The sequence below is a fragment of the Aquimarina intermedia genome, assembly GCF_008124785.1.
Classification (GTDB): Bacteria; Bacteroidota; Bacteroidia; order Flavobacteriales; family Flavobacteriaceae; genus Aquimarina; species Aquimarina intermedia.
This window is the reverse complement of record NZ_VNHU01000010.1, coordinates 58,635-82,366: the sequence shown is the minus strand read 5'-3', so window position 1 is coordinate 82,366 and position 23,732 is coordinate 58,635. Positions and strand designations below refer to the sequence as shown.

Below are 23,732 nucleotides of genomic sequence, written 5' to 3'. Positions count from 1 at the left end.
TAAGTACCCAAAAAACCTAAATTCGAAATGACATTCCTTAAGCTAGCAAAATTAGTACTCAAAGATTCAGAAATTCCGTTGACTGTCTCAGAAATATGGAAGATAGCAGTTAATAAAGGGTTTGATAGAAAATTGAACAGCCAAGGTAAGACACCTAGTGCTACATTAGGTGCAAGGCTTCACATTATAGCACGCGACAATCCAGATGATATATTTAAAACAGTGGGAAGTAGACCAAAAAGATTTTACCTTTCCAATAAAAATTATGACATTGACTTTAGCGAATATGAGGTAGGAAAAACAGAAGAGGAGACCGCAATAATTAGCAAGAATGAACTTAACCATAAGTACTCTGAAAAGGATCTACATCGTTTTTTAACTCATTTTGCCTTCTTTTCGCTTAAATCTTACACAAAAACTATTAGTCATTCCAAATCGGACAAGAAAAAATATGGTGAATGGGTACATCCTGATATGGTGGGTTGTGAATTCCCAATAGATGAATGGGACGATAATGTATTAAAACTTAGTAGCTCTATTGGTAATACGTCAATTATAATTCAGTCTTTTGAATTAAAAAAAGAGCTTAATCTTACAACTTTGAGAGAAAAATTCTTTCAAACTGTTTCAAATTCATCTTGGGCAAATGAAAGTTATCTTGTAGCAGCCGAGATATCTGAAGATGAAGAATTTATGCAGGAGTTAAAAAGACTATCAAGAGGGTTCGGAATTGGAGTAATTCATCTAGATATAGTAAACCCTAATAATTCAAAAGTATTATTACAACCCGAATATAGAGAAATCTTAGATTGGGATACCCTTAATAAACTAGTACTAATGAACTCTGATTTTAAAGAGTTTATAAAGAGAATTGAAACTGACTTGAAGAGTCACGAAATCAGGAAAGAATTATATGATCGCGTTTTTGATGATGAAGATTTAATTAAATTAATAAAAAACGTGTCATGACAACATATCCTGTGCAAAACCTTTTTCTAAGTCATAGTTTAGAAATTCAATAGCTTCTTTATAATACATATTCAAATAGCTACTTTCACCTAATATATACCCAAAAATAAAAATGCTGTTGGGTAGTTTCTTAATAAATTTGAATTACCTGTTACAATGTGTTACATTTATAGTCATTTGTAACACGTTGTAACATGAAAATCGAAAAGCCTCCCTATATTAAAAATTTAGATTTTAATAAACATATTGATTAACCTAATCATGAAAGTTAATTCAGCATTTGATTTTTGAATGGAGACATAAATGTCGCCAGAATTATTATCTGAATATAAACTTTAAGTCTGATGTATTGAAGAGAGCGTATTATTTATTACTTAGACGAAATAATTATAGAATCTGCTTCTTACAGTGCATCCGTCAAATGCTTTCATCATAAAAGACAGATGAAAAAATAAACTAATCAATAAAGTAGTTGGTATCATTTGCATACCCTGTTAGGATAAACTCTACTAATGAATATAGAAAATTACAAAGAATTAATTTTAAGTCTGCCAATCAGACAACAATGTTTTACAACAAATCGAAATACTTGGAAGAAAGCCGAAAACGAAGTGAGATGGCTGAAGCTATTGAATGATAAGTTGTTCGAAGATAATCAAACGTTGACAATTAGTAGACAAGATATTTTCGAAACAAAAGAGACAAGAGCAGTTATTATTAAAACAATTTATTGGGGATATGCAAGAGGAATGCGAGGAAACCATTTTGTAAATATTCTAAGTGATATTGAATTTATTGAAAGTGCATTCTTAAAATTAAAACAAACTGAGCAAATAAAAACTTGCGATTTTAAAGAACTAACTAAGACGCTAACAAACGTATCAGGGATAGGACTTTCGACATATAGCAAACTACTTTATTTTTTCAATTTAAAAATTAATAATATTCCCTGCTTAATACTTGATCGACGACTGATAGACGTTTTCAAAAGTCAAATGTATGTAAACTTCCAGTTTTTGCGTTCTATGAATTACCATAATGCAGAAAAAAAATACTTGGACTTCTTGCAGGTTATGAATCAGAATGCAAGAAAAATTGAAACAGAAGGAGAAAATATTGAGCAGTTTCTTTTTCTATTCGGCAATAATCTAAGAACAACGGATACGATAGCATAGATAGCAATCCTTTCGTACTAAATCCAATTTAAAACTTTCATTAACTTACACTGTGTTAATTATATCCAATTTTGGCTATAGGCTTTATCCACAAATCGTAGTAGTAAATAATACCAACAACAAATAATCCCCATTAATTACTATGAACCATATCATCAAAGAAATTACATCGCACTGGACTTTACCTATTCGTCATAAGGTGATGTGGCCAGATAAGCCTTTGGATTATGTAAAAGTACCCAATGACAACGAAGGAAGACATTTCGGTTTGTTTATCGACGAAAAGTTGATTTCTATCATCTCTCTGTTCGAAGAAAAAAAGGAGATTCAATTTAGAAAGTTTGCTACCTTACATGCCTATCAAGGTAATGGGTATGGCTCCCAATTATTAAAATTTATTATAGAATTGACAGCACAAGAGGGTGCGCGAAAAATATGGTGTAATGCGCGCGTGGATAAAGCCGGGTATTATCGTAAGTTTGGTCTAAACGAGACAGATAAACGGTATGAAAAAGGCGGAATTCAATTTGTGATTATGGAAAAAATAGTTGCGTAAAACAGTTTGATGTGCCTCTTTAACTACTGCAAACTGTACTTAGCACAAGGAACGATTTTAGAAGTATTAATTAGTAACGGTAGGAATACGTAATTTTTAATGTCCAATACTAACAAGAGATTTTCGAACCCTATTATAAAAGATGAAATAGAGATTCTCTATGAATCTGATGAAAAATTGGTATTTAGAACCTACCTGCACGCCGATGGAGGTCAGTCGGGACTGCATTACCACACCAAGATAACTGAGAAATTTAAAGTTATCGACGGAGAACTAACAGTTTCGATTAATAAAACTAAAATCGTTTTAAAACCGAATGAAGAAGCAGTTATTAATCCATCAGACGTGCATCAGTTTGTAAATACATCAAACGCTGCGGTAGTATTCGAAGTAGAAATTACACCCTCTCTACAAATAAAAAAAGCATTGCAAATATTTTATGGCCTAGCTAAAGATGTTAAAGTTTATAACAATGGATTGCCAAAGAATATTTTTTATATGGCCATCGGGTTGCATATGATGGACGCTTACATTCCCAATGTTCCAAGAAGTATGCAACGCTTAGGTATTACGACGCTTGCGCTAATTGGCGAAGCCTTTGGGCTGAAAAAGAAACTGCTCCTGCGATACTGTTCTTAGCTTAGCATACAGGCAAAAAATAGCGTTCCGCAACAGCTATGCTAAGCACACTTAAGAGCTACCCATGAGACTACAATATACCACTTTGTGCTTTGCCAATACTTCAAAAATCATAGTAAATGCATCATGTGATGTTTAGAATGCTAACATAAACTGTAACAATTCACATAAAAATACATCTAATTACTAAACCTATTCCATATGATTATAATTAAAACCGCAGCCATAAACATACTTTTCTTTGCCTCTTTACTGCTCATAGGATGTGGTAATGAAACCAAAACTTCAGCGAGCAATACTACAAACTCAGAAGTGAAACAAGATACACTTTTTGCTATTCAAAATGTGAATATCATTCCGATGACAAAAGACAATGAAGTCATTGAGAACGCAACTGTTATCATTGATAATAAAAAAATTGTAGGGATCAATGAAGTGATTCCGGAAGGAGCAGAGGTTATTGATGGCACAGACAAATGGTTGATACCAGGTCTTATCGATATGCATGTGCATACCAATTCGGATGTCAATTTTAAAGGTAATAACCCGACGCAAGGAGCTACATTTTTTATGGACACACAAGAGGTTATGACCACACATGTAGCAAATGGCGTAACGACAATTTTTGAACTTGGAGCTAGAGTGGAGCATTTTGGACAACGAAACGACATTGCAAAAGGAAAAGTAATCGGTCCTCGTATGGCATTGGCTGCACTTATAAATGGGGGTGACCCAAATGAAGGAGGCAGAACAGTAACGAATGAATCAGATGCACGACAAGCTGTTCGAAGCGCAAAAGCAGAAGGATATAATTTCATTAAGGTGTATTCTCAGTTAAACAGAGAATCATTTACCGCCATCGTTGATGAAGCTCAGAAACAAGGTTTAAAAGTGGTTGGGCATATACCAGATGCGTTTAAGGGTGCTACTGAAAAGGCTTTTATTCCTAATTTTGGATTAGTAGCACATGCAGAAGAATATTCTAAACAGATAAGAAATAAAACCAAAACTAAGAAAGATGCTGAGCTCTTTGCTAAAATGACTAAAAAAAATAAAACCTGGGTTACTCCCAATTTATTGGCGATTGTAAAGATAAGAGACCAGGTACAATCCCTTGATTCGATTCGATTCATGGAAACCTTAAAATATGTCCATCCGTTGCTACAAGATAAATGGTTAACTTCAAATAATTATCATAAACACAACAGTCCAAAATTTTTAGGATATTTGGATAGTATCATCTCTTTTCATAAAGAGTTGGTAAAAGCTTTTAAGAAGGAAGGCGTTCCGATGGTAGCGGGTACTGATGCAGGAACATCAGGAATAGTGACCGGTTTTGCACTCCATGATGAGTTAGAGCTATTAGTGGATGCTGGATTAACTCCCGAAGAAGCGCTGGTTTCGGCAACCCGCTTACCTTCCGAATGGTTAGAAATAGATAAGGAAATTGGAACCGTAGAAGCGGGTAAGTTTGCAGATTTGATATTGCTTGATGCCAATCCGCTGAAGGATATCAGGAACACGCGTCAAATTGCAGGAGTCTTTGTAAACGGTCGATGGCTCAATAAAGAAAAAATAGACACTATGCTCTCAAATCTGGCTGAAAAAAATGAAGCAAACAAAGAAAACTTTAAATGGGAAAAGCGCAGGGAGTATTAAGAAGAATGGTAGCGTTATTTTAAGTGCTTAGTGATTACAGTATAAAATTGATATTATATTTCATTGACAAAATGATTAATACAAAAATGATGGTTTAAAATGCTGTAGGAAAAAGTGGTAAAGGTACGAGGTGATATATGAAGGTATAGACAGTTAAATATGCTAAAAACGGAGAAGTTCAATTTTAATTCGTAGTTTAGTTTTAACATAATGTTCGGTAAATAGTGCTTTTTGAGTGATTTGAAAAGAGAAGCACTTTAGGTACCCACGCAATTACTAAGCATCGCGATTATGAAAAACTTGAAATCAAACATTTATTTTAAAGTAGGAATTATTATCTTCTTAATATTGATTTTAATGATCCCGACGTCTATGGTTGAGAACCTAATCCATGAAAGAGAGGGGGTGCAGCTAACAGCAATTCAGGAGGTAAGTGCAAAATGGGGAAAGGGTCAAACGGTTTCAGGACCTGTTCTTTCGATTCCATTTGATAAATATGTAAGAAAATATAATAAGAAAGATTCTATCGAGGAGTTAATCAAACTCAAAGAATGGGTTCATTTTTTACCGGAAACCTTAAAGATTACCGGACGGATAATGCCTGAGAAACGTTATCGAGGAATTTATGAAGTAGTAGTATATGACTCCAAATTAAAAATTGAAGGGAATTTTACGGATCTCGATTTTCAAAAACTTGATATTTCATCAAAGGATGTACACTTTGATAAAGCAACACTCAATTTTGGGATAAATGATTTGAAAGGTATAGAAAAGCAAGTAACGGTAAACTGGAATAATAAGAACATTTCATTTAACTCGGGGACAGCTACAAAAGAGGTTATTTTAAGCGGAATACATGCTGTTGTTCCAATAAGCACGGATAGTATAACTGCGCACTCGTTTACAACTGAAATTGATTTAAAAGGTAGTCAGTATCTTTACTTTACTCCTGTGGGCAAAACCACAGATGTGAGTATTCGTTCGAACTGGAACACTCCAAGTTTTACAGGGACATACCTGCCGGATGAACGAGAGATCTCGGAGAAGGGTTTTACCTCTAGCTGGAATATACTGCATTTAAATAGAAACTACCCTCAAGCATGGACAGGAAGAACATATAATATTGATGCGAGTTCGTTTGGAACGGATCTACTGCTACCGGTCGATAATTATAAAAAATCTTACCGTGTAGCGAGGTATGCAATTTTGTTTTTGGTGCTAACCTTTATTACTTTTTTCTTTGTAGAGGTCATGAAAAAAGTTTTTATTCACCCAATGCACTATTTACTAGTTGGAATAGCAATTATAGTTTTTTACACGCTCTTACTGTCCATCAGTGAACATATCAAATTCAACCTGGCATATATTGTGGCTTCCATTTTGACCATATCTTTAGTGTCGCTTTATACTATTGCAATTCTTAAATCAAAACATATCGGGTTTTTACTATTCGGAATTTTACTAATAATGTATTCCTTTATTTTCACAATCATTCAGCTTCAGGATTATGCTTTATTAATTGGTAGTCTAGGCATGTTTATAATACTGTGTATCATTATGTTTTATGCTCGTAAAATTGATTGGTATACTATCAAACTTGGTAAATAAGCAGTCAAAAATCTAACAACTACTGGCAAACAGTTTTTTGATCTGATCTTTTATTATTTGATAGACTATACATGCAATATCACGTAATGAACTTTTACAAATCAAGACGAGCAGAAAATATAAAACTTCGGCTATGAGTTGAGCTAAAAATGTAGTACCTTTTGTTTGCTACATGCTGTATGCAAGAGCGTTATGTAGTGTTAAATCGATCACATGGAAACGTTAAGAGAGTTTTTAGAATTTGAGCTGATTAGTGCCGGGGAGTATACAATACGAGTGTATACCATAGTTATTGTCTTATTAATTTACCTAACTACCAAATTGATTTTATGGGTAATTAAAAAGACACTCTTTAGAAAGCGTAGATTTAAAAAGCTTAATAAAGGAAGTGCGTATGCGTTACTCCAAATTATAAGATATGTGCTATGGGTTATTGCCATCGGATTTATTTTGGAAACCATTGGAGTCAAAGTAACTGTACTAATCGCAGGTTCGGCGGCTTTACTTGTGGGAATAGGATTGGGATTACAGCAAACTTTTAATGATGTGATATCCGGAATAATCTTACTTTCAGAACAGTCTATAAAAATAGATGATGTCTTAGAAATTGACGGAGATGTTGTGAAAATTCAAAGTATTGGTTTACGAACTTCTAAAGGTTTGAATACCAGTGATATTTCTATTATCATTCCAAATTCCTTAATTACCACGAATAAAGTAATAAACTGGAGTCACCAAACAAGGAAGACTCGATTTAGAATTGATGTGGGGGTGGCCTATGGGAGCGATGTAGATTTAGTAATTAAAATTTTGGAAGAAAGTGCGTTCGAGCATCCGGACATTTCTGACAGGGAATTAACTGAAGCGCGGTTGGTGAATTTTGGAAATTCATCATTGGATTTTCAAGTGTTATTTTTCAGTAAGAATATTTTTAGAATCAATAAGGTAAAAAGCGATATCCGCAGAATTATTAACAAAAAATTTCTTCAAAACAAGATCGCTATTCCATTTCCTCAAATGGATTTACACTTAAAATCTAACCATACCAACATTGGTAAAAAAGATACATCATAGCATTATATAAGATACGTTTGTGAACTCCCTGTTCACATTAAAATTCCGTTATGTTTCTTGATTTTGAGAAGAGTTTTATGAATTTGCTCAGTACTAAATCCTCAAAAAAGACGTAGTTTTGGAGCTCTTGAAGGATAAGAAAAAATATCAAACATTTGTAAAATCACGCAATTACTGTATTAACTATGAGAAGAAATTTATTAGCAACTTTTATATGTCTGTATTGTCTAGTTCCTAACTCGGGAACTGCTCAAATTGATGAAGATAAAATGGGAGCATGGTATATGTACTTCTTCAATACAACCTTCAAAGAAAGTTCCTGGGGAGCACAAGGAGATATTCAATATCGTAACTTTAATTTGGGCGGCGATCTCGAACAATTGTTGATTAGAGGAGGGTTAACCTATACACCAAAAAGTGCTAATATTAAATTTACCTTAGGATACGGTAATATTTCCACAGGTACGTTTGGATCATCGGATGCGACAAGTCAGGAAAGCAGAATCTATCAGGAAGCATTATTTCCGGTTCGTTTCGGAAAAAGATTTTATACGAATCACAGGTTTAGATTCGAACAAAGATTTGTAGAAGATCAGGACTTCAGAACGCGATATAGGTATAATATATTTTTAAATGTAGCCCTTAATAAAACGGAAATGGAAAAAAACACATTATACCTCGCATTTTACAATGAGTTATTTATAAATGGGCAACGTGATATTAGTAATGGACGATCGGTTGAGATTTTTGATAGAAATAGATTTTATGCTGCTATGGGATATATTATTAATAAAGGACTCAAAGTGCAATTGGGTGTTATGAACCAAACTACAGATGCTTTAAATAAAAATCAATTGCAATTAAGCTTACATCATAGTCTGTAGAAGTTAAGTACTGCATAGGAGGCTCACCTTACATTTTGATATTATTTTATCGAAATGATGGCCAAGCCAAAGTAGAAAAGCCATATCTGAGCGGATATGGCTTTTTTATTGGAAAATTCTTTACTTATTTTTTTAAACTGATATTGGTAAAATATAATTTAAAAGAACCCGCTTCATTTTTATGCATGGTTGGGATTTTAATACCTTCAAAATTCTGTTCGTTTTCCCAAGTAGTTATCATAGAAGGCTCGTTACCATTTTTGGCCCGATAGACCCACTCTGTAATTTTATAGTCATCAGTATAGAAAAAATCGTATGCATCGCCTGGGGTGTACCCACCGCTTTCATTGGCATACGTAAGTGTCAGTTGATTTAGCGTGTCTTTCCGTATCGGAGCGATTTTTTGGGTAGTGTAGTTTACCGTGGTTCCTTCATCTGTTGCAATATTAAAAGGGGTTAGCAACCAATATACATCATTTACAAAAGCTTGATCTGTTTTCTGAGTTGTACTATCCACGCTAGCTCGATTGTAGGTGATGGTATCTGTTGCCGTGTGAGAGGTAACTTCATTGTTTATACGATTCCAATGCCAAGAGCGTTCAAAATGATTGCCGTCGCGATCTACATTAAAGGTAAAGGAAATCTCACTTACGTTATCCCATTGTTCATGACCATAAGCATTAGCTATTTTTTGGGCTTCCGTAAGTTCCTTAGGCATCTCTACTGTCTCATTACTTGTTTGAGCAGCATCAGTTGCACTGGTGATGTCTTGTTTTGTAGTAGTATTGCATGAAATTGTCAATGCAATTACTAGAATGGTTAAAAAAGTTTTCATAGATGTGATAGTTTAAAAGTAAAAGTACTGAACCTTATTGATATAGATTATAAAGACTCAGTACTTTCTAAAATTATTATAACTACATCAAATTTTAGTTTAATGAAGTCATCTCCAATAGTTTCTCTGCTGCTTTCACAGAAGACTGCGGATTTTGTCCGGTAACTAAGTTACCATCCAGGACCACATATTCATTCCAATCTTCAGCTTTGGTATACACACCACCTTCATTAATTAGTTCAGTTTCCAATAAAAAAGGCACTACATCGGTTAATTGAACGGCATCCTCTTCAGAATTGGTAAATGAAGTGACTTGTTTCCCTTTGACGAACATAGTTCCGTCATCATTCTTGATCCCTTTTAAAGCTGCAACACCATGGCAAACGAGTCCGATTGGTTTTTGCTTACCATCAAAAGCTTTTACAATCTTGGCAATTTCGTCATTATCTCCCATATCCCACATAGGTCCATGTCCTCCCGGAAAGAATAACACATCATAATCCTCCGGTTTAATTTCACTAATATTCAGGGTGTCTTTTATAGCTTCAGTAGCTGTATCATCTTTGTAAAAACGTTGCGTATGCTCTGTTTGCCAATCTTCTTCCTCACTCTTTGGATCTAATGGTACTGGGCCCCCTTTTGGTGAAGCAATAGTTACGTTTGCACCTGCATCTTTGAAGGTATAATAGGGTCCGGCAAGTTCTTCTAACCAAACTCCCGTTTTTTCTCCTGTTGAACCTAGGGTGTCATGCGATGTTGTTATAAAAAGTACATTTAATTTTTTCATAGTATTTCAGTTTTGTTTCTTTACAAAGATCGTAAAATACTAAGAGCTAAAGGGTTGATCTATGTTATCTTAGCCTGTTAATGTTTGTTAAGATTATAGTGTCTAAGAATTTGAATTGGGTGTAACGAGTATTTTTCGTATCCTGCTCAAGCTTTCAGGTTTGATGCCTAGGTAATTTGCAATAAGGTAATTAGGAATGCGTTGCTCAAGAGTAGCATATGTTTTCAAAAATTCGGTATACCGTTCGGTGCTATTTTTCTCAAGACTGGATAGAATACGATGCTGCATAGAAACAAAAGCATTGGTTAATTTGATTCTGAAAAACCGTTCTAATTTCGGAATTTCATGATACAGTGCTTCTAAATCTGTTTTCTTAAGCGCTAGTACTTCAGTGTTCTCAACACATTCTATCGTTAATTCTGCAGGTTGCTCATTAAAAAAAGCTCTAAAATCACTAATCCACCAATCTTCAATGGCAAATTGAACAATATGCTGATTTTCTTGTGCGTCTGTAGTATAAGCTTTGAGACATCCTTTAATTACAAAATACTCATGAGCTACAGTGTCTCCAACGGTGATAAGTTTTTCCTTCTTCCTTAATGCAATATGCTCAAAAGCAGAAGAGAACTGATACCATTCTTCATCTGTCAAGGTTATATGAGAGAAAATATGTTTTTTTAAAGTAGAATTCATGTGAGTAGCACTTATTTAGGTCGAAAGTATAACAAAAATAACGAAATAATGAAGTGCGTAGGCAGCTCGACTTATTCTTTTACTTTCAAAGGTTAATAAGGAATGCTCATAACCTTTATCGTTTTTTAATAATCGAAAAATGGTATATTAAAACACCAACTGGTTGAGGTAAAAGTAGTGTTCAGAAACACGTAACCTACTAAATTAAATAAAAGAAAAACTCCCTCAAACAAAAATGTATAAGGGAGTTGTTGTATACTTATTCAAGAATTAATCTACAGAATCCTCAATATCGTCAGCGACATCTTCAAGTTTGTCTTTCGTAGACTTATCTTCTCTACAGCTAATAAAGCTTGTGCCGAGAATTCCCATTGCGAATAATACTAAAAGTGTTTTTTTCATAATAATAAATTTACTAGTTAATGTTTATAATCTACGCCCGGTTGCCAGTCTATAAATGATAGCAATTACTGCCAGTACTAAAAGTATGTGAATGATACTTCCTATGCTTGGGAAAGCAAAATATCCAACTAGCCATCCGATGATTAGTATTACCACAATTAGCCAAATTAAATCTCTCATATTGTTTATTATTTTGATTAGTTACATCTAAATTAGCTTTGATCTAATTATTTAAACTTACATTTAACGGTATTTAACGATTTCAAGTTAAAGGATTGTTATACTAGTATTTATAACTTTTTTAAAGGGGTGTCAGGTTGCGCATAGCTAAGGCGATATAAGTGTTGAGGTAGCGCATATCCATCCAATCCAAGGGTAGTCAAAGTTTTTGATTTTTCTAACAAAATATGTCCGCTGGCATCTACCAGATCATCCTCGAGATATATGTGCTCTATACTGCCTATCATTAAAATAGTACTATTTTCTTTTATTTCATATTCATTGACATAGTTGCATCCAAGTCGAATAGGACTATGTTTTACAAACGGGGCATGAAAATCATGTAAATAATCTTCTTTTAACGCTGTTTTAGAAAACTCGGACACATTGTTCCCATACTTAGCAGCTGTTTGGTGCGCATCCATACTTAGTGCCTCAGTCACATGATTGACCGTAAAACAACCGGTTTCTTTGATGTTGTCGTAGGTATGGCGTGCAACCGTAAGCGGCCTCATTATAAAGCCAAGCATAGGGGGATTGCTTCCAATATGCATTACGGAATTAAAAATAGCCGCATTCGTAATTCCCTTACTCGATTTTGTGGCAATGATATTGCATGATTTATATCCGGTGCAGGAATTAATTAAATTTGCATTAAATCGAGAGGAGTTTTCGGATAGTAGAGCTTTAGAAAAGTATTTCATAGGATGTAGAGGCTTAACATTAGATATCTTAGATAAAAATACTATACTTATTTCAAAGTATCTTTATTTTGATATTTGCGTAGTAAAAAATTGATTTTTTCTAATAAAGTATCTTGTTTCTCTTTCAACTTTTTCAAGGTTCTAATTCTAAGCCTTATTTTATTCATTATTACTATCCCGATTTAGCTGTCGATGGTTTCTTTATATTCGGGATAATCTATATAGCCTTCTTTTGTAGAAGCATAAAACAAATCCTCGTTCCAATCTGCCATCGGAGCATTTAATGCGAAGCGTGTAGGTAGATCGGGGTTTGATATAAATAACTTACCAAAAGCTACCAGATCTGCATGCTCATCTAGTATTATTTTATTACCTGTTTCTTGAGTAAAACCATTATTGATCATTAATGTTCCCTTGTAACGTGGACGATATCGTTCGGCAATGTTAGAAACCAAAAAGGAGACATTGCTCACATCAGTAAAAGGTTCAGACAAATGCAAATAAGCAAGATTGTAGTCATTTAGGCGCTCTATAATATAATCAAAAGTAGGAATCGTTTCTTCTGTTGCGATGATGCCAAACGATTCGTGTAATGAAGGATTCAAACGGACTCCGATACGATTTTCAGGGAAAAACATCTTTTACTTCTTCCAAAACATCGAACAAGAATCGAGCTCTGTTCTCAATACTACCACCGTATTCATCGGTTCTTGTATTGGCATTTTTATTAAAAAATTGATGAAACAAATACCCATTTGAGGAGTGTATCTCAATGCCATCAAACCCCGCTTCTTTGGCGTTGATTGCAGCGTTCTTAAATTCTTGAATGGTCTCTTTGATCTCATCCAATGTCATTTCTTTAGGTGTCACGGTATCCTCAAATCCATCAACAGTGTAGGCCTGAGCGTCCGGATTTACCGCACTTGGTGCAATAGGTAAATCTCCGTCATGAAATTTTGGATGAGAGATGCGACCACAGTGCCATAATTGAATAAAAATTTTACCGTCTTCTTGATGAACAGCTTCGGTGACTTTTTTCCAGCCTTCAGTTTGCTCTTTGGTATGTATGCCGGGAGTATTGATATAACCTACTGCCCGTTCTGATACTTGAGATCCTTCAGTAATTAATAAACCGGCTCCGGCTCTTTGTTGATAATATTCCTGATGAATTTCTGTCGGAACATTGCTTGCATTTGTTGCCCGATTTCGGGTCATCGGTGCCATGACGACTCTATTCTTAAGCATGAGATCTCCCATGCGATACGATTCTAGTAACGGTTGATTTGTTTTCATGATAATTTTTCTCTAAGATTTATAGTATTTCCATTCAGCAGAATGCTGAATTTATAAAATACTGGAAAGCAATTTAATTTTGTTTAAAATTAGAGTATCATGAAGCGTACCTCTGTTAAGAACCTGATAAAATAAGAAAAAGCGAGCGTTATTTTCCTGTTAAAGCAAAGCGCTTTACTTTAAATTGTTATTTTTACTGAAGGTTTTAATGTTTGTATAGCTGTCTTTTTTGAACTATCAATTTTTTTCGAAAGCATTAAAACTCGAATGCCTGTAGGCGATTCTTGTGAATTTTCGAAAGTTAAGAATGTAGTTTTTATGCAAACAAAAAATATTGCAATCGTCGGAAGCGGTTTAGTAGGTTCATTATTAGCAATTTATTTACGTCGGCGTAATTTTAAAGTCACTGTTTTTGATCGCCGCCCTGATATAAGACAAATACAATTTAGCGGACGATCAATAAACTTGGCTATGAGTGTTCGCGGTTGGAATGCTCTGGATAAAGTCGGTATCGGAGACGAAATAAGATCACTGGCCATCCCAATGCACAAGCGAACCATGCATATTACCGGTGAGGAGGCCTATCACCAGCCGTATGGAAAAGCAGGTGAAGCAATTTATTCCATCTCTCGCGGAGTGTTGAATCGTAAAATGATCACTCTGGCAGAAAATGAGGGTGTAGAATTCAAATTCAACGAAAAAGTATGGGACGTAGACCTTCCGTCAGCCAAAATATATACTGGGGAGACCGAAAAAGGGGAGTGGGAGGAGTATTCTTACGATATGATTTTTGGATGCGATGGTGCCTTCTCCAGAGTACGACATAAAATGCAACGACGTAGTCGTTTCGATTATTCTCAAGACTTTTTGGATGCCGGATATAAAGAATTAGGTATTCCGCCAAATGAGGATGGGACTTATAAATTGGATAAAAATTCATTGCATATCTGGCCCAGAGGTGAATTTATGCTGATTGCACTGCCTAATCTGGATGGCAGTTTTACCTGCACGCTGTTTATGCCACATGAAGGCGAAAACTCTTTTGAACAGTTGGATACAGAGCAGGCTATACTCAACTTTTGGAATATACATTTTCCCGATACCCTTTCGCTTATGCCAACGTTGTTAGAGGATTTTGAAAACAATCCAACCAGTGCCTTGGTTACGATCAAATGTTATCCTTGGACGTATTGGAATAAAGTCGCCTTGGTTGGAGATTCTGCACATGCCGTAGTGCCATTTTATGGACAGGGAATGAACGCCGGTTTTGAAGATATTTTTGTTTTAAATGAGATCATTGAAGAATTTGAAGAAGGTAAGGAAGATTGGCAAGATATATTTGAACGGTATCAGGAATCTCGCAAGCCAAATACAGATGCCATTACCGAACTCTCCTATCGTAATTTTATGGAGATGAGTAGTAAAACAGCAGATGCTACATTTTTACTGCGTAAAAAAATTGAGAAACATTTTTCAAATAAATATCCGGATAAATGGTTGCCATTATATTCTCGTGTAACGTTTACCAATAAACCCTATGCAGAAGCTTTGCATATCGGTAATCGTCAAGCGGAAATTATGGAGAAAGTAATGCAACTGCCCGAGATCGAGTCTACCTGGCAGTCTGCTGAAACGGAAACTTTTATTTTAGATCTGTTAAAGAATGAGAAGGGGTAAGGTATACTACAGGATACATAGCGCAACCCATTAAAACTAACCCAATAACCATTTCAGAATTTTAAGCTTACCCTTAGAATACGGAGCATATTTAAGACTAGGCTCCAACCAGAAGGGTTTTTGTAGAATACTTTTTTGATGAGAAAAGGCGTCAAATCCTGATTTACCGTGATAATTGCCAATACCACTGTTGCCCACCCCGCCAAATGGTAAATCATGTTCGGTAATATGCATCAGAGCATCGTTAATCGCACCACCTCCAAATGATATCTCGTTTAAGATAGCTTCTCTTTCTTTTTTGTTCTTGGTAAAAGCGTAACAGGATAAAGGTTTAGGTAAATTCTTGATCGCTTCAATAGCTTCCTTAATGTTTTGATAAGTAATGACGGGGAGGATTGGTCCAAAAATTTCTTCCTGCATCACCGGATGATCAAAGTCAATATCTGTTAATAGAGTAGGGTAAATTACTCGCTCGTTTTCGTCGATTTTACCACCATAAAAAACTTTATCTTTCTCAATTAAATCGATAAGTCGCGTAAAGTTCTTTGTATTAATTATCTGAGTATAGTTATCATGTCGCACGGCATAATCAGCGCTTTTGATCTCTTCGACTACTGCATTCAAAAAAGCTTCTTTAACGGTATCTTTAACCAACACATAGTCCGGTGCAATACAGGTTTGACCTGCGTTTAAGAATTTTGCCCAAACTAAGCGTTTAGCCGTTGTTTTAACTTGAATAGAATCTGTAACAATTGCCGGGCTTTTTCCACCAAGCTCAAGGGTAATCGGCGTAAGATGTTCGGCGGCAGCTTTATAAATTATCTTACCAACAGCAACACTTCCTGTGAAAAAGATTTTATCAAATTTAATTTTAAGGAGTTCGGTAGTTTCTTCGACCCCACCTTCAATAACTTTAAAAAAACTTGGATCAAAATTTTCATTAACAAGCTTCGCCATAGCTGCAGAGGTATGTTTAGCTATTTCGCTAGGTTTTATAATTACCGTGCATCCGGCTGCGATTGCCGGTACTACGGGAGCTAATGAAAGCTGATATGGGTAGTTCCATGCTCCGATAACCAAAGAAACGCCGAGGGGCTCTGGCATTATATAACTTTTAGCTGGAAAATTAGCTAGACTAGTGGATATTGACTTCTTAGCGGACCACTTGTTCAGCTTTTTTAGTGTCAGTTCTATTTCACTATAAATCAGTGCAAGCTCAGTAACATACGTTTCAAATTCAGATTTTTGAAAATCTTTAAAAATAGCCTCGTATAGAAAAGTTTCATTTTCCTTTAGTACTGTTCTTAAGCGCTTTAAAACTGTTTTTCTAAAGTGAATATCTTTGGTGCTATTCGAATTAAAAAAAACATTTTGTGCATCAACTATAGCCTGATAATTCATAGGTTTTAAAATTAGTCACTAATATCACACAGTTTTTCCTTCTTTTAAAGCTTTTTGCATTTGTTTAACCGTTTGTGTACTTCCATCGTGACTCCAGCCCGGAGGACCAAAAATGTACATAAACTTATGGTACCAGTTCTTGGATCGCTTGGTATCGTTCCAGATGTCTTTATATTCATGCGTGAGTATTACCCATGGATTATAGGAGTTGGGAGCGTGCGTAACACCGTATTCAACTTTTATGTTTTCATCTAACTCTTTCCAAGTGCCAAATATCTTATCAAATATATTTAAGAATCCTCCATGATTCTTATCCATGTATTCTACATTTTTTGCGTGGTGCACCTGATGCATGGTATGAGTGTTGAACACTTTTTCAATGATTCCCATTTTTGGAATGTAGACCGAATGTAGTTGAAACTGCCAAAGAGCCTCAATACCCAGACACACCACTACCATCGCTGGGGGGAACCCAAGTGCAGGTAACCACATGTAGAATAAAGGCTTGTACAAAATTGTAAACCAGCCATTACGAACCGCAGTACCCAGATTAAAATTATCAGATGAATGATGAACGATATGAGCAGCCCATAGAGCTCTTACCATATGGTTTTGTCGGTGAAACCAATAATATGTAAAATCATCTAATACCTGACAAATTAGCCAAACATACCAGGCGTAGCCGAAAGACTCCCAACCCATAATGTTAGTTCTGACTCCGTTAATTTCCGGATTAAAAATCTCATATACATAATTAAAAATTACAATAGCAGAAATGGTTTTTATTAGCGGTGCTAATAGCGCTGATCCTACACCCATTGTTAGGCTGGCAGATAAATCTTTCCAATCATAAAGGTTTTTATGGTCATCATGCGTTTTACTGTAGGTTAGCTCTAAAAGAATCAAACCTAAGAAGCAAGGTACTCCGTAGACGAGGGGATTTGTAAAGTCCATTTAATAAGTATTTTTCAAAATGTGGCAGAATATAAGTATAATTTTTAAGTATCACCGTGTTATACGGAGGATTGCATAGAAAGACAGCAATTTTAACGTTAGCAAGCCTCAAATTTTAGGGAACACCATGGGCTTCTAATGTACCTCCTAAGGATTCATAGAGACCCAAAATGCGTTGTAAAGATTTTTTTTCTGATGAAGAAATTACACGTTCGTCCATTCTGCGTTTACCAATATATCTAATTTTTGTTTTTGAACTCAGGGCTATGTCCTGAAGCATTTCAATTTCTTTTATCGAACACCGCTTATCAAACCATTCTCGCATACCTCCTGATAATTCGCTTGTTTCAAAAGTGCCTAGTTTTTGTTCATCTAAATTGTAAATTTTACCATCGGCGTCAATGATTATATTTTGAATGAATAGCCAATCATTTTTTGTGTAATGATTTATCGCATAATGTAATTTGGGGATGGCATGTTTTTGCTGTCCAACATAGGCAAAAAGTAGATTTTCTGTTTTATCCAAAGAAAATGACTTGTCATAATACCAATCCGTAGCACTTAGAATATCGTGCTTCTTCACCATTTCTTCCAGCGTATGTGCCAAACGCTCACCGGTTAATTGAGAAAACTGACCTTTTTGTTTAGTTATTTCTTTATTAACCCTCTTTAATAATGATCGAGCCTTGGTGTTTTCATTCGCATTTGGATATTTTGTAAGAAGTGTAAGCAATTTCGTTTTTGATTCGATCAAATGTTGACCGTCGTAATACTCATTAGCTTGCATATAAAGTTCGGCCGGGGATAATCGGCATTCGGCAAGTTGAGATTTTAATGCTTCGATTTCTTGATAAAGTGCTTCGTTCTCTTTTTGAGAATCGCTACAACTAAAACAACATACACTAATTACTATACAAAGAAGGATTTCCCTTTTCATAATACTTTCTTTGTAGGGGTTTGAACAATAAATGACAACAAATACATTTCTTTAAACTAAAGTGAAGAAAGTTTGTTGTTAAATACTGCGACTAAGATAGTAAAAATACTGTTGCTGAGTAAGATAGAGGATTGTCTTTAATCGGATAAAAGTTAACGTTATTCGAATTTATTTGGCAAAAATCTGAGATGTATCTTTAAATGATTTGAACTCTAACGCATTTCCTGAAGGATCATAAAAAAACATTGTTGCTTGTTCACCTACTTTTCCTTGAAATCTAATATGCGGTTCGATTTCGAATTTCACTTTTTTACTCTTAAGTTCTTCTGCGAACTTGTGCCAGAGATCCCAATCCATAACAATCCCAAAATGGGGGACAGGTACATGTTTACCATCAACCTCACTGTGATCTTTGCTCTTTTGGGGAGAGGTTATTGCAGCGTGATGAATCACCAATTGATGACCAAAAAAGTTGTAATCTACCCAGTCATCACTACTTCGCCCTTCTTCTAATGCTAATGTTGTGCTGTAGAATGTCCTAGCGGCTGGGAGATCAGATACGGGTATAGCTAAATGAAAAGGGCTTAACGTGTTCATAGGTAGTGTTTAGTTGTTGCGAAGTGCAGCGATTAATTCTTTTTTATCCATCTTTGATCTACCAGAGATACCAATCTCCCTTGCTTGTTGATAGAGTTCTTTTTTTGTACGCTCCTCATATGGCTTGGCTTTACCTCCTTTTTTACCGGAATCAGGGGTATTAGCGATTCTTGCAGCTTTTTCTTGGCTATAACCTTTATCTCTCAACGCTTCATATTGCGCTTCATTTTTAATACGTGGACGGTTCTGAGGCATAATACTTCAATTTTTTAAGTGAACGTATTGCAAAATATAAATCTTCAGAATACAATGTATACTTTTTTGCAATTACCTAACACAGTTTTAAGAAAGCATACCTATTTTTTTGGTCTATCTCTGCGAGAACGTCTTGGATTATTAGAGGCTGTTTTTTTCTTGTCTTTAATCTGAAATCTCTCTTTGCGAGATTGTTTTGATCGCGTATCTCGTGAGGGTGTTTTTTCTATAGAAAATTTTTCAGTTTTGCCCGATGCTTTAATATCTGACTGAAGCACTTTCATTTCTTCTTCAGTCAAATAACGCCATGCTCCCACTGGGGTGGTTAATTTGATATGCATGATTCGTACGCGTTTAAGTTTCACCACTTCGTACCCCAAATACTCACACATTCTACGGATCTGACGATTTAATCCCTGAGTTAGAACAATCCTAAATTCGTATTTACTTAACTGCTCGATTTCACATTTACGGGTCATTGTATCCAGGATCGGAATGCCGTTACCCATTCTTTTAATAAAAAGAGGATTAATTAGTTTATCAACAGTAACAATATATTCCTTTTCATGGTTATTTCTGGCACGTAGTATTTTATTGACAATATCACCATCACTGGTAAGAAGAATAAGCCCCTCACTCGGCTTGTCTAAACGACCTATAGGAAAAATTCTTCTGGGGTAATTAATAAAATTGACAATATTGTCTTTTTCTTGTTCGGCTGTAGTACAAACAATTCCGACCGGTTTATTAAGTGCTATATAGATATGATCCTCTTCTTTCTTGTGTACTGGTTCTCCATCTACTTTTACTTGGTCATCCTGAGTAATTTTAGTTCCCATTTCAGGGACTTTATTATTAACAGTAACGCGACCTTGATCAATCAATTTATCGGCTTCCCGACGGGAACAATACCCTATTTCACTAAGATACTTATTAAGCCGTATGTCTTTAGAATTTTCCACATGCAAAGGTGCTTATAAAATTTATAGTTTGCAAGATATCACCAGTTTTACCCGATGCTTGATGGTAAAATAAAAGTTTTATTTAGTGTTTAGAAAATCTACTATACGTTCATCTACTTCATTATAAAAAAGTGAGTGACCATAGTTTTCTGTGGTCATCAAAGTTCCGTTTGTCCAATTGGCATCTATTGCAGTTGCGGCAGCATAGGGTGCAATATCATCATATTTATCATGAATCAACAAACCGGAATTTTTTATTTTTTGAGAAAATTTTGCAATCGAAAATTCTTCAAAACTATATCCAAATTGAGCTTTAAAATAAGAATCAAGCGCATTCATAAAAGCATCAGTGAGCTGTAATGTTTTTTGATAACCATTCATAATTATCGATAATTCTGAAGGTGGTGCGAGTAAAATAAGTTTATCTAATTCAGGATTTTGATAAGTATGCTGGTAAAAAGCAGTACACATACCTCCGACAGAGTGGCCGATGATGTGATTGGGGCGATATAAATCGGCTACTTTTTTTAAACATTCTGCATACAAGGGTACGTTTAAAATGTTGCCTGAGCTATAACCGTGAGCAGGTGCATCAAAAGCAATGATATTGTACTTGTGCTTTTGCAAAACCTGTATAAGACCTTTCCAACGGTGGGTGTTACTCTCCCATCCATGAACTAATAAGATGGTTTCTTCACTACCTTTCCAGCGATAAGTTTGTAATAAAAGGTCGTCGACTGCTACTACTTCATCTTCTGCAGCATCGAGAAAGTCCATCTGATCCGGTGTCACTTGACCTTTGCGTGGCGTGCAAAACAAGAGAAATGCTTTTTGCAATGCTCTTGTTGGCGCTATCTTAAAGAGTAACTTTAGTTGCTTACCGATGAGAATCGGCATGTATTCTTTAATCTTGTTATTCATCTTCTCTATGTACACTATCAATTGTGAATGCAGGGCGACATATAGAAATATATTCACAAGGCGCATCAAACGGATTGGCATATTGTATTTTAGTGCCTTTTTCAATTTTTATAGATTCACCGGCATTCAAAATAACCACTTCCTCCTCTATGGTGAATTGTTTTTTACCTTTAATTATGAAGGTGTATTCGTCAAAATCCGGAGTTTGAAACGGTTCTGACCAATGAGGAGGTGCTATCATATGGGCTATACTAAGGTCGCTATTTTGATTGGTAGCCTCACCAAAATGTTCTTTGATAACCTTGCCATCGTCGGTGGGAACAGTAAAGGGTGTTCGTTGTATCGTGAATTTCTTGGTCATGATTTTTCTTATTTAACAGGGTTCCACTGAATCCAAAAATGTTTGATTGTAGCTGAATCGGGGATTACATTGGCTTCAATCTTTATGTCGGCATTATTTTTATAATTATTGGGTAAGAATTTTTTGTCAATGGTAATATAGGCGTTCAAACTATCGACAAAAACAACAGCAGTACTCAACGTATTGTTGATTTTTGAAATAGGAAAGGCTTCCCTTACATCCTTAAATGTACTGTTAATTGAAATACCTTCTTCAGTTGTATATCGAGGATCAATAATTTGAATGCTTTTAATCATTGCACTGTTAGTGTCATCAGTGCTAGGTTCAATAATTAACAATTTTTTGCCTGATGAGTCATAGATTTCAATTTCATTAGTGTTTGATAGTAACGCATTAGTATGATTTCTGTTGACAATAGAATCTGTTTTGTATAATGAATCTATCGCACTAATTGAAGTCTGAGGTGTCAATTTTCCTACCTTATTTTTTCCAAAATTAAATGGGTTAGTTTGTTCTGAGCGACTACATCCCCAAAGGAATATACAGCTAATTAGTATCAAAATTCGTGTAGACATCATGTAATTCTATTTTAAAAGTTTATTAAGAACACCAAGGGCACCTCTAATAAATGTAGCACTGGTAAGTACTTTGATGACTGCTTTTTCTGTCGCACTCGTCTTAGATGAAGAAGATCTGGAGGCAGTCTTTTCTAATTTTTGTCGTTCTTTCTTTGCGGCCGCTTTTGCTTCTTTGGCTTCAGCTAAAGCAATTTTTTCTGATAGAATTTCATAGGCGCTTTCTCTATCGATAGTTTCGTTGTACTTTTTAGTAAGCTTTGATGTTGAAATTAGTTTGTCAAGTTCAGTAGGAGTAAGTATATCCATTCTGCTCATAGGCGCACGCAACATAGTAGCCGCTAAGGGCGTAGGTCGTCCTTTTTCATCAAGTGCAGAAACCAAAGCTTCACCTATACCTAAAGAGGTTAAGATTTCTTTGGTGTCATAAAATTCGGATATAGGATAATTCTCGGCTGTCATTTTAATAGCCTTACGATCTTTTGCAGTAAAAGCTCTTAATGCATGTTGAACTTTTAAACCTAACTGACCTAAAACACCTTCGGGTACATCGGTTGGATTTTGAGTAACAAAATATAGCCCAACCCCTTTGGAGCGTATCAGTTTTACGATACTTTCTATTTGATCCATCAGTGCATTCGATGCTTCTTTGAATATCAAATGTGCTTCATCTAAAAAGATAATAAGCTCAGGTCGGCCAGAATCTCCTTGCTCCGGGAATGTACTATAGATTTCAGCTAAGAGGCTTAACATGAATGTTGAAAAAAGTTTGGGACGATCCTGTATATCGGTTAATCGCATAATGTTGATATAACCTCTGCCATCATCATCCACCCGACATAAATCTTGTACATCAAAAGAGCGTTCTCCAAAAAACAAGTCTGCTCCTTGCTGTTCTAATGCTACAATTTTACGTAAAATCGCTCCGGTTGAAGCTGTCGAGATTCTGCCATAATCTTTTTCTAATGCTTCCTTGCCTTCTCTGGTAGAAAATTGGAGCACCTTTTTTAGATCTTTTAGATCAAGTAACGGAAGGTGATTGTCGTCGCAATATTTGAAGATGATAGACATTATACCTGCTTGAGTCTCTGTTACATCCAAAATACGGGATAGCAAAACAGGGCCAAATTCACTAACTGTAGCCTTCAGACGAACACCTTCCTGCTCTGAGAGAGATAGAATTTCTACGGGAAATTTTTTGGCTTTAAAAGGAATGTTTATCTGGTCATGACGTTGGTCAATTTTTATGTGTCCGGGACTTGGTGCAGCTATGCCACTGAGATCCCCCTTAATATCCATCAAAAACACAGGGATTCCTTGTTCACTCAAATTCTCTGCGAGTACTTGTAGCGTTTTTGTTTTTCCGGTCCCAGTAGCACCCGCAATTAATCCGTGTCGGTTTAAGGTCTTCAACGGAATCTTTACGTGAGCTTCTCCTTCGGTATTTCCTTGATACATTGCTGCTCCTAGTGTTATATACTCACCCTTGGTGGTATACCCTTTATTTATGTGCTCAAGAAATGACGCTTTGTTACTCATAATGGATTTAAATTTTGATAAAAATAGGCATCTTAGTTCTTCTATCGAAATTAAAG

Annotated in this window: 25 protein-coding genes and 1 pseudogene; 9 read left to right on the top strand and 17 right to left on the bottom strand. The window is 35.5% G+C overall.

Going from position 1 to position 23,732, the window contains the following annotated elements; translation table 11 throughout:
* Positions 1 to 27: 27 nt before the first annotated feature.
* From BD809_RS13570 to BD809_RS13535, 8 genes are all read left to right on the top strand, one after another.
* Positions 28 to 969, top strand: a complete 942-nt coding sequence (locus BD809_RS13570) for an HTH domain-containing protein (RefSeq protein ID WP_148783527.1) — start codon at positions 28 to 30, stop codon at positions 967 to 969.
* A 512-nt stretch (positions 970 to 1,481) separates the two neighbouring features.
* The gene (locus BD809_RS13565; RefSeq protein ID WP_148783526.1) at positions 1,482 to 2,144 is read left to right on the top strand and encodes an 8-oxoguanine DNA glycosylase OGG fold protein; all 663 of its coding nucleotides are present in this window, start codon (positions 1,482 to 1,484) and stop codon (positions 2,142 to 2,144) included.
* Between the two features lie 142 nt (positions 2,145 to 2,286).
* Positions 2,287 to 2,700, top strand: a complete 414-nt coding sequence (locus tag BD809_RS13560; protein ID WP_148783525.1) for a GNAT family N-acetyltransferase — start codon at positions 2,287 to 2,289, stop codon at positions 2,698 to 2,700.
* A gap of 99 nt (positions 2,701 to 2,799) precedes the next feature.
* Positions 2,800 to 3,339, top strand: a complete 540-nt coding sequence (locus BD809_RS13555; RefSeq protein WP_148783524.1) for a cupin domain-containing protein — start codon at positions 2,800 to 2,802, stop codon at positions 3,337 to 3,339.
* 201 nt (positions 3,340 to 3,540) lie between these two features.
* On the top strand, positions 3,541 to 4,998 hold the full coding sequence (locus BD809_RS13550; RefSeq protein WP_148783523.1) for an amidohydrolase family protein: 1,458 nt from the start codon (positions 3,541 to 3,543) through the stop codon (positions 4,996 to 4,998).
* A gap of 291 nt (positions 4,999 to 5,289) precedes the next feature.
* A complete protein-coding gene (gene creD / locus BD809_RS13545; RefSeq protein WP_148783522.1) occupies positions 5,290 to 6,606 on the top strand; it encodes a cell envelope integrity protein CreD in 1,317 nt (438 codons plus the stop codon).
* Between the two features lie 213 nt (positions 6,607 to 6,819).
* Positions 6,820 to 7,680, top strand: a complete 861-nt coding sequence (locus BD809_RS13540) for a mechanosensitive ion channel family protein (protein WP_148783521.1) — start codon at positions 6,820 to 6,822, stop codon at positions 7,678 to 7,680.
* Positions 7,681 to 7,865: 185 nt separating this feature from the next.
* Positions 7,866 to 8,564 carry a DUF2490 domain-containing protein gene (locus tag BD809_RS13535; RefSeq protein WP_148783520.1) on the top strand — a complete coding sequence of 233 codons (699 nt, stop codon included), beginning with the start codon at positions 7,866 to 7,868 and terminating at the stop codon, positions 8,562 to 8,564.
* A 124-nt stretch (positions 8,565 to 8,688) separates the two neighbouring features.
* On the opposite strand, the gene BD809_RS13530 is transcribed toward BD809_RS13535, so the two are convergent.
* From BD809_RS13530 to BD809_RS13505, 7 genes and pseudogenes are all read right to left on the bottom strand, one after another.
* Positions 8,689 to 9,399 (bottom strand): hypothetical protein, encoded by a 711-nt coding sequence (locus BD809_RS13530; RefSeq protein ID WP_148783519.1) that lies wholly within the window; start codon positions 9,397 to 9,399, stop codon positions 8,689 to 8,691.
* 94 nt (positions 9,400 to 9,493) lie between these two features.
* Complete coding sequence (locus BD809_RS13525) at positions 9,494 to 10,186, bottom strand: type 1 glutamine amidotransferase domain-containing protein (RefSeq protein WP_148783518.1); 693 nt, start codon at positions 10,184 to 10,186, stop codon at positions 9,494 to 9,496.
* 102 nt (positions 10,187 to 10,288) lie between these two features.
* The gene (locus BD809_RS13520; protein ID WP_148783517.1) at positions 10,289 to 10,879 is read right to left on the bottom strand and encodes a Crp/Fnr family transcriptional regulator; all 591 of its coding nucleotides are present in this window, start codon (positions 10,877 to 10,879) and stop codon (positions 10,289 to 10,291) included.
* 270 nt (positions 10,880 to 11,149) lie between these two features.
* Positions 11,150 to 11,281: a hypothetical protein gene (locus BD809_RS15975; protein WP_262712893.1), complete on the bottom strand. Its 132-nt coding sequence runs from the start codon at positions 11,279 to 11,281 to the stop codon at positions 11,150 to 11,152.
* Between the two features lie 24 nt (positions 11,282 to 11,305).
* Complete coding sequence (locus BD809_RS13515; protein WP_148783516.1) at positions 11,306 to 11,461, bottom strand: lmo0937 family membrane protein; 156 nt, start codon at positions 11,459 to 11,461, stop codon at positions 11,306 to 11,308.
* Positions 11,462 to 11,571: 110 nt separating this feature from the next.
* A complete protein-coding gene (locus BD809_RS13510) occupies positions 11,572 to 12,204 on the bottom strand; it encodes a flavin reductase family protein (RefSeq protein ID WP_148783515.1) in 633 nt (210 codons plus the stop codon).
* A 182-nt stretch (positions 12,205 to 12,386) separates the two neighbouring features.
* Positions 12,387 to 13,497 (bottom strand): annotated as a pseudogene (locus tag BD809_RS13505) (alkene reductase).
* Between the two features lie 318 nt (positions 13,498 to 13,815).
* Between BD809_RS13505 and BD809_RS13500 the strand changes: the two are divergent.
* Positions 13,816 to 15,174, top strand: coding sequence for an FAD-dependent oxidoreductase (locus BD809_RS13500; RefSeq protein ID WP_148783514.1), 1,359 nt, complete (start codon positions 13,816 to 13,818; stop codon positions 15,172 to 15,174).
* A 36-nt stretch (positions 15,175 to 15,210) separates the two neighbouring features.
* Here the strand turns inward: BD809_RS13500 and BD809_RS13495 are convergent, their stop codons facing one another.
* The 10 genes from BD809_RS13495 to BD809_RS13450 all read right to left on the bottom strand — a co-directional run bounded on the left by BD809_RS13495 (position 15,211) and on the right by BD809_RS13450 (position 23,676).
* A complete protein-coding gene (locus tag BD809_RS13495) occupies positions 15,211 to 16,575 on the bottom strand; it encodes an aldehyde dehydrogenase (protein WP_148783513.1) in 1,365 nt (454 codons plus the stop codon).
* 24 nt (positions 16,576 to 16,599) lie between these two features.
* Positions 16,600 to 17,529, bottom strand: coding sequence for a sterol desaturase family protein (locus BD809_RS13490; protein ID WP_148783512.1), 930 nt, complete (start codon positions 17,527 to 17,529; stop codon positions 16,600 to 16,602).
* Positions 17,530 to 17,644: 115 nt separating this feature from the next.
* The gene (locus BD809_RS13485) at positions 17,645 to 18,466 is read right to left on the bottom strand and encodes a hypothetical protein (RefSeq protein ID WP_148783511.1); all 822 of its coding nucleotides are present in this window, start codon (positions 18,464 to 18,466) and stop codon (positions 17,645 to 17,647) included.
* A 168-nt stretch (positions 18,467 to 18,634) separates the two neighbouring features.
* Positions 18,635 to 19,063, bottom strand: coding sequence for a VOC family protein (locus tag BD809_RS13480; RefSeq protein WP_148783510.1), 429 nt, complete (start codon positions 19,061 to 19,063; stop codon positions 18,635 to 18,637).
* Positions 19,064 to 19,072: 9 nt separating this feature from the next.
* Positions 19,073 to 19,318, bottom strand: coding sequence for a DUF7218 family protein (locus tag BD809_RS13475; RefSeq protein WP_148783509.1), 246 nt, complete (start codon positions 19,316 to 19,318; stop codon positions 19,073 to 19,075).
* 101 nt (positions 19,319 to 19,419) lie between these two features.
* Entirely contained in the window at positions 19,420 to 20,280 is an 861-nt protein-coding gene (rluF, locus tag BD809_RS13470) for a 23S rRNA pseudouridine(2604) synthase RluF (RefSeq protein WP_148783508.1), read from the bottom strand.
* 78 nt (positions 20,281 to 20,358) lie between these two features.
* Positions 20,359 to 21,201 (bottom strand): alpha/beta hydrolase, encoded by an 843-nt coding sequence (locus BD809_RS13465; RefSeq protein ID WP_148783507.1) that lies wholly within the window; start codon positions 21,199 to 21,201, stop codon positions 20,359 to 20,361.
* Complete coding sequence (locus BD809_RS13460) at positions 21,194 to 21,562, bottom strand: cupin domain-containing protein (RefSeq protein ID WP_148783506.1); 369 nt, start codon at positions 21,560 to 21,562, stop codon at positions 21,194 to 21,196. The genes BD809_RS13465 and BD809_RS13460 overlap by 8 nt, the downstream gene beginning before the upstream one ends.
* An 8-nt stretch (positions 21,563 to 21,570) precedes the next feature.
* The gene (locus tag BD809_RS13455; protein WP_148783505.1) at positions 21,571 to 22,140 is read right to left on the bottom strand and encodes a hypothetical protein; all 570 of its coding nucleotides are present in this window, start codon (positions 22,138 to 22,140) and stop codon (positions 21,571 to 21,573) included.
* Positions 22,141 to 22,146: 6 nt separating this feature from the next.
* Positions 22,147 to 23,676: a helicase HerA-like domain-containing protein gene (locus BD809_RS13450; RefSeq protein WP_148783504.1), complete on the bottom strand. Its 1,530-nt coding sequence runs from the start codon at positions 23,674 to 23,676 to the stop codon at positions 22,147 to 22,149.
* Between the last annotated feature and the right edge of the window lie 56 nt (positions 23,677 to 23,732).

Bases quoted from the DNA above. Each gene is read 5' to 3' on its own strand.
- BD809_RS13570 (WP_148783527.1), top strand. From the start codon at position 28: ATGACATTCCTTAAGCTAGCAAAATTAGTACTCAAAGATTCAGAAATT.
- BD809_RS13565 (WP_148783526.1), top strand. From the start codon at position 1,482: ATGAATATAGAAAATTACAAAGAATTAATTTTAAGTCTGCCAATCAGA.
- BD809_RS13560 (WP_148783525.1), top strand. From the start codon at position 2,287: ATGAACCATATCATCAAAGAAATTACATCGCACTGGACTTTACCTATT.
- BD809_RS13555 (WP_148783524.1), top strand. From the start codon at position 2,800: ATGTCCAATACTAACAAGAGATTTTCGAACCCTATTATAAAAGATGAA.
- BD809_RS13550 (WP_148783523.1), top strand. From the start codon at position 3,541: ATGATTATAATTAAAACCGCAGCCATAAACATACTTTTCTTTGCCTCT.
- creD (WP_148783522.1), top strand. From the start codon at position 5,290: ATGAAAAACTTGAAATCAAACATTTATTTTAAAGTAGGAATTATTATC.
- BD809_RS13540 (WP_148783521.1), top strand. From the start codon at position 6,820: ATGGAAACGTTAAGAGAGTTTTTAGAATTTGAGCTGATTAGTGCCGGG.
- BD809_RS13535 (WP_148783520.1), top strand. From the start codon at position 7,866: ATGAGAAGAAATTTATTAGCAACTTTTATATGTCTGTATTGTCTAGTT.
- BD809_RS13530 (WP_148783519.1), bottom strand. From the start codon at position 9,399: ATGAAAACTTTTTTAACCATTCTAGTAATTGCATTGACAATTTCATGC.
- BD809_RS13525 (WP_148783518.1), bottom strand. From the start codon at position 10,186: ATGAAAAAATTAAATGTACTTTTTATAACAACATCGCATGACACCCTA.
- BD809_RS13520 (WP_148783517.1), bottom strand. From the start codon at position 10,879: ATGAATTCTACTTTAAAAAAACATATTTTCTCTCATATAACCTTGACA.
- BD809_RS15975 (WP_262712893.1), bottom strand. From the start codon at position 11,281: ATGAAAAAAACACTTTTAGTATTATTCGCAATGGGAATTCTCGGCACA.
- BD809_RS13515 (WP_148783516.1), bottom strand. From the start codon at position 11,461: ATGAGAGATTTAATTTGGCTAATTGTGGTAATACTAATCATCGGATGG.
- BD809_RS13510 (WP_148783515.1), bottom strand. From the start codon at position 12,204: ATGAAATACTTTTCTAAAGCTCTACTATCCGAAAACTCCTCTCGATTT.
- BD809_RS13500 (WP_148783514.1), top strand. From the start codon at position 13,816: ATGCAAACAAAAAATATTGCAATCGTCGGAAGCGGTTTAGTAGGTTCA.
- BD809_RS13495 (WP_148783513.1), bottom strand. From the start codon at position 16,575: ATGAATTATCAGGCTATAGTTGATGCACAAAATGTTTTTTTTAATTCG.
- BD809_RS13490 (WP_148783512.1), bottom strand. From the start codon at position 17,529: ATGGACTTTACAAATCCCCTCGTCTACGGAGTACCTTGCTTCTTAGGT.
- BD809_RS13485 (WP_148783511.1), bottom strand. From the start codon at position 18,466: ATGAAAAGGGAAATCCTTCTTTGTATAGTAATTAGTGTATGTTGTTTT.
- BD809_RS13480 (WP_148783510.1), bottom strand. From the start codon at position 19,063: ATGAACACGTTAAGCCCTTTTCATTTAGCTATACCCGTATCTGATCTC.
- BD809_RS13475 (WP_148783509.1), bottom strand. From the start codon at position 19,318: ATGCCTCAGAACCGTCCACGTATTAAAAATGAAGCGCAATATGAAGCG.
- BD809_RS13465 (WP_148783507.1), bottom strand. From the start codon at position 21,201: ATGAATAACAAGATTAAAGAATACATGCCGATTCTCATCGGTAAGCAA.
- BD809_RS13460 (WP_148783506.1), bottom strand. From the start codon at position 21,562: ATGACCAAGAAATTCACGATACAACGAACACCCTTTACTGTTCCCACC.
- BD809_RS13455 (WP_148783505.1), bottom strand. From the start codon at position 22,140: ATGATGTCTACACGAATTTTGATACTAATTAGCTGTATATTCCTTTGG.
- BD809_RS13450 (WP_148783504.1), bottom strand. From the start codon at position 23,676: ATGAGTAACAAAGCGTCATTTCTTGAGCACATAAATAAAGGGTATACC.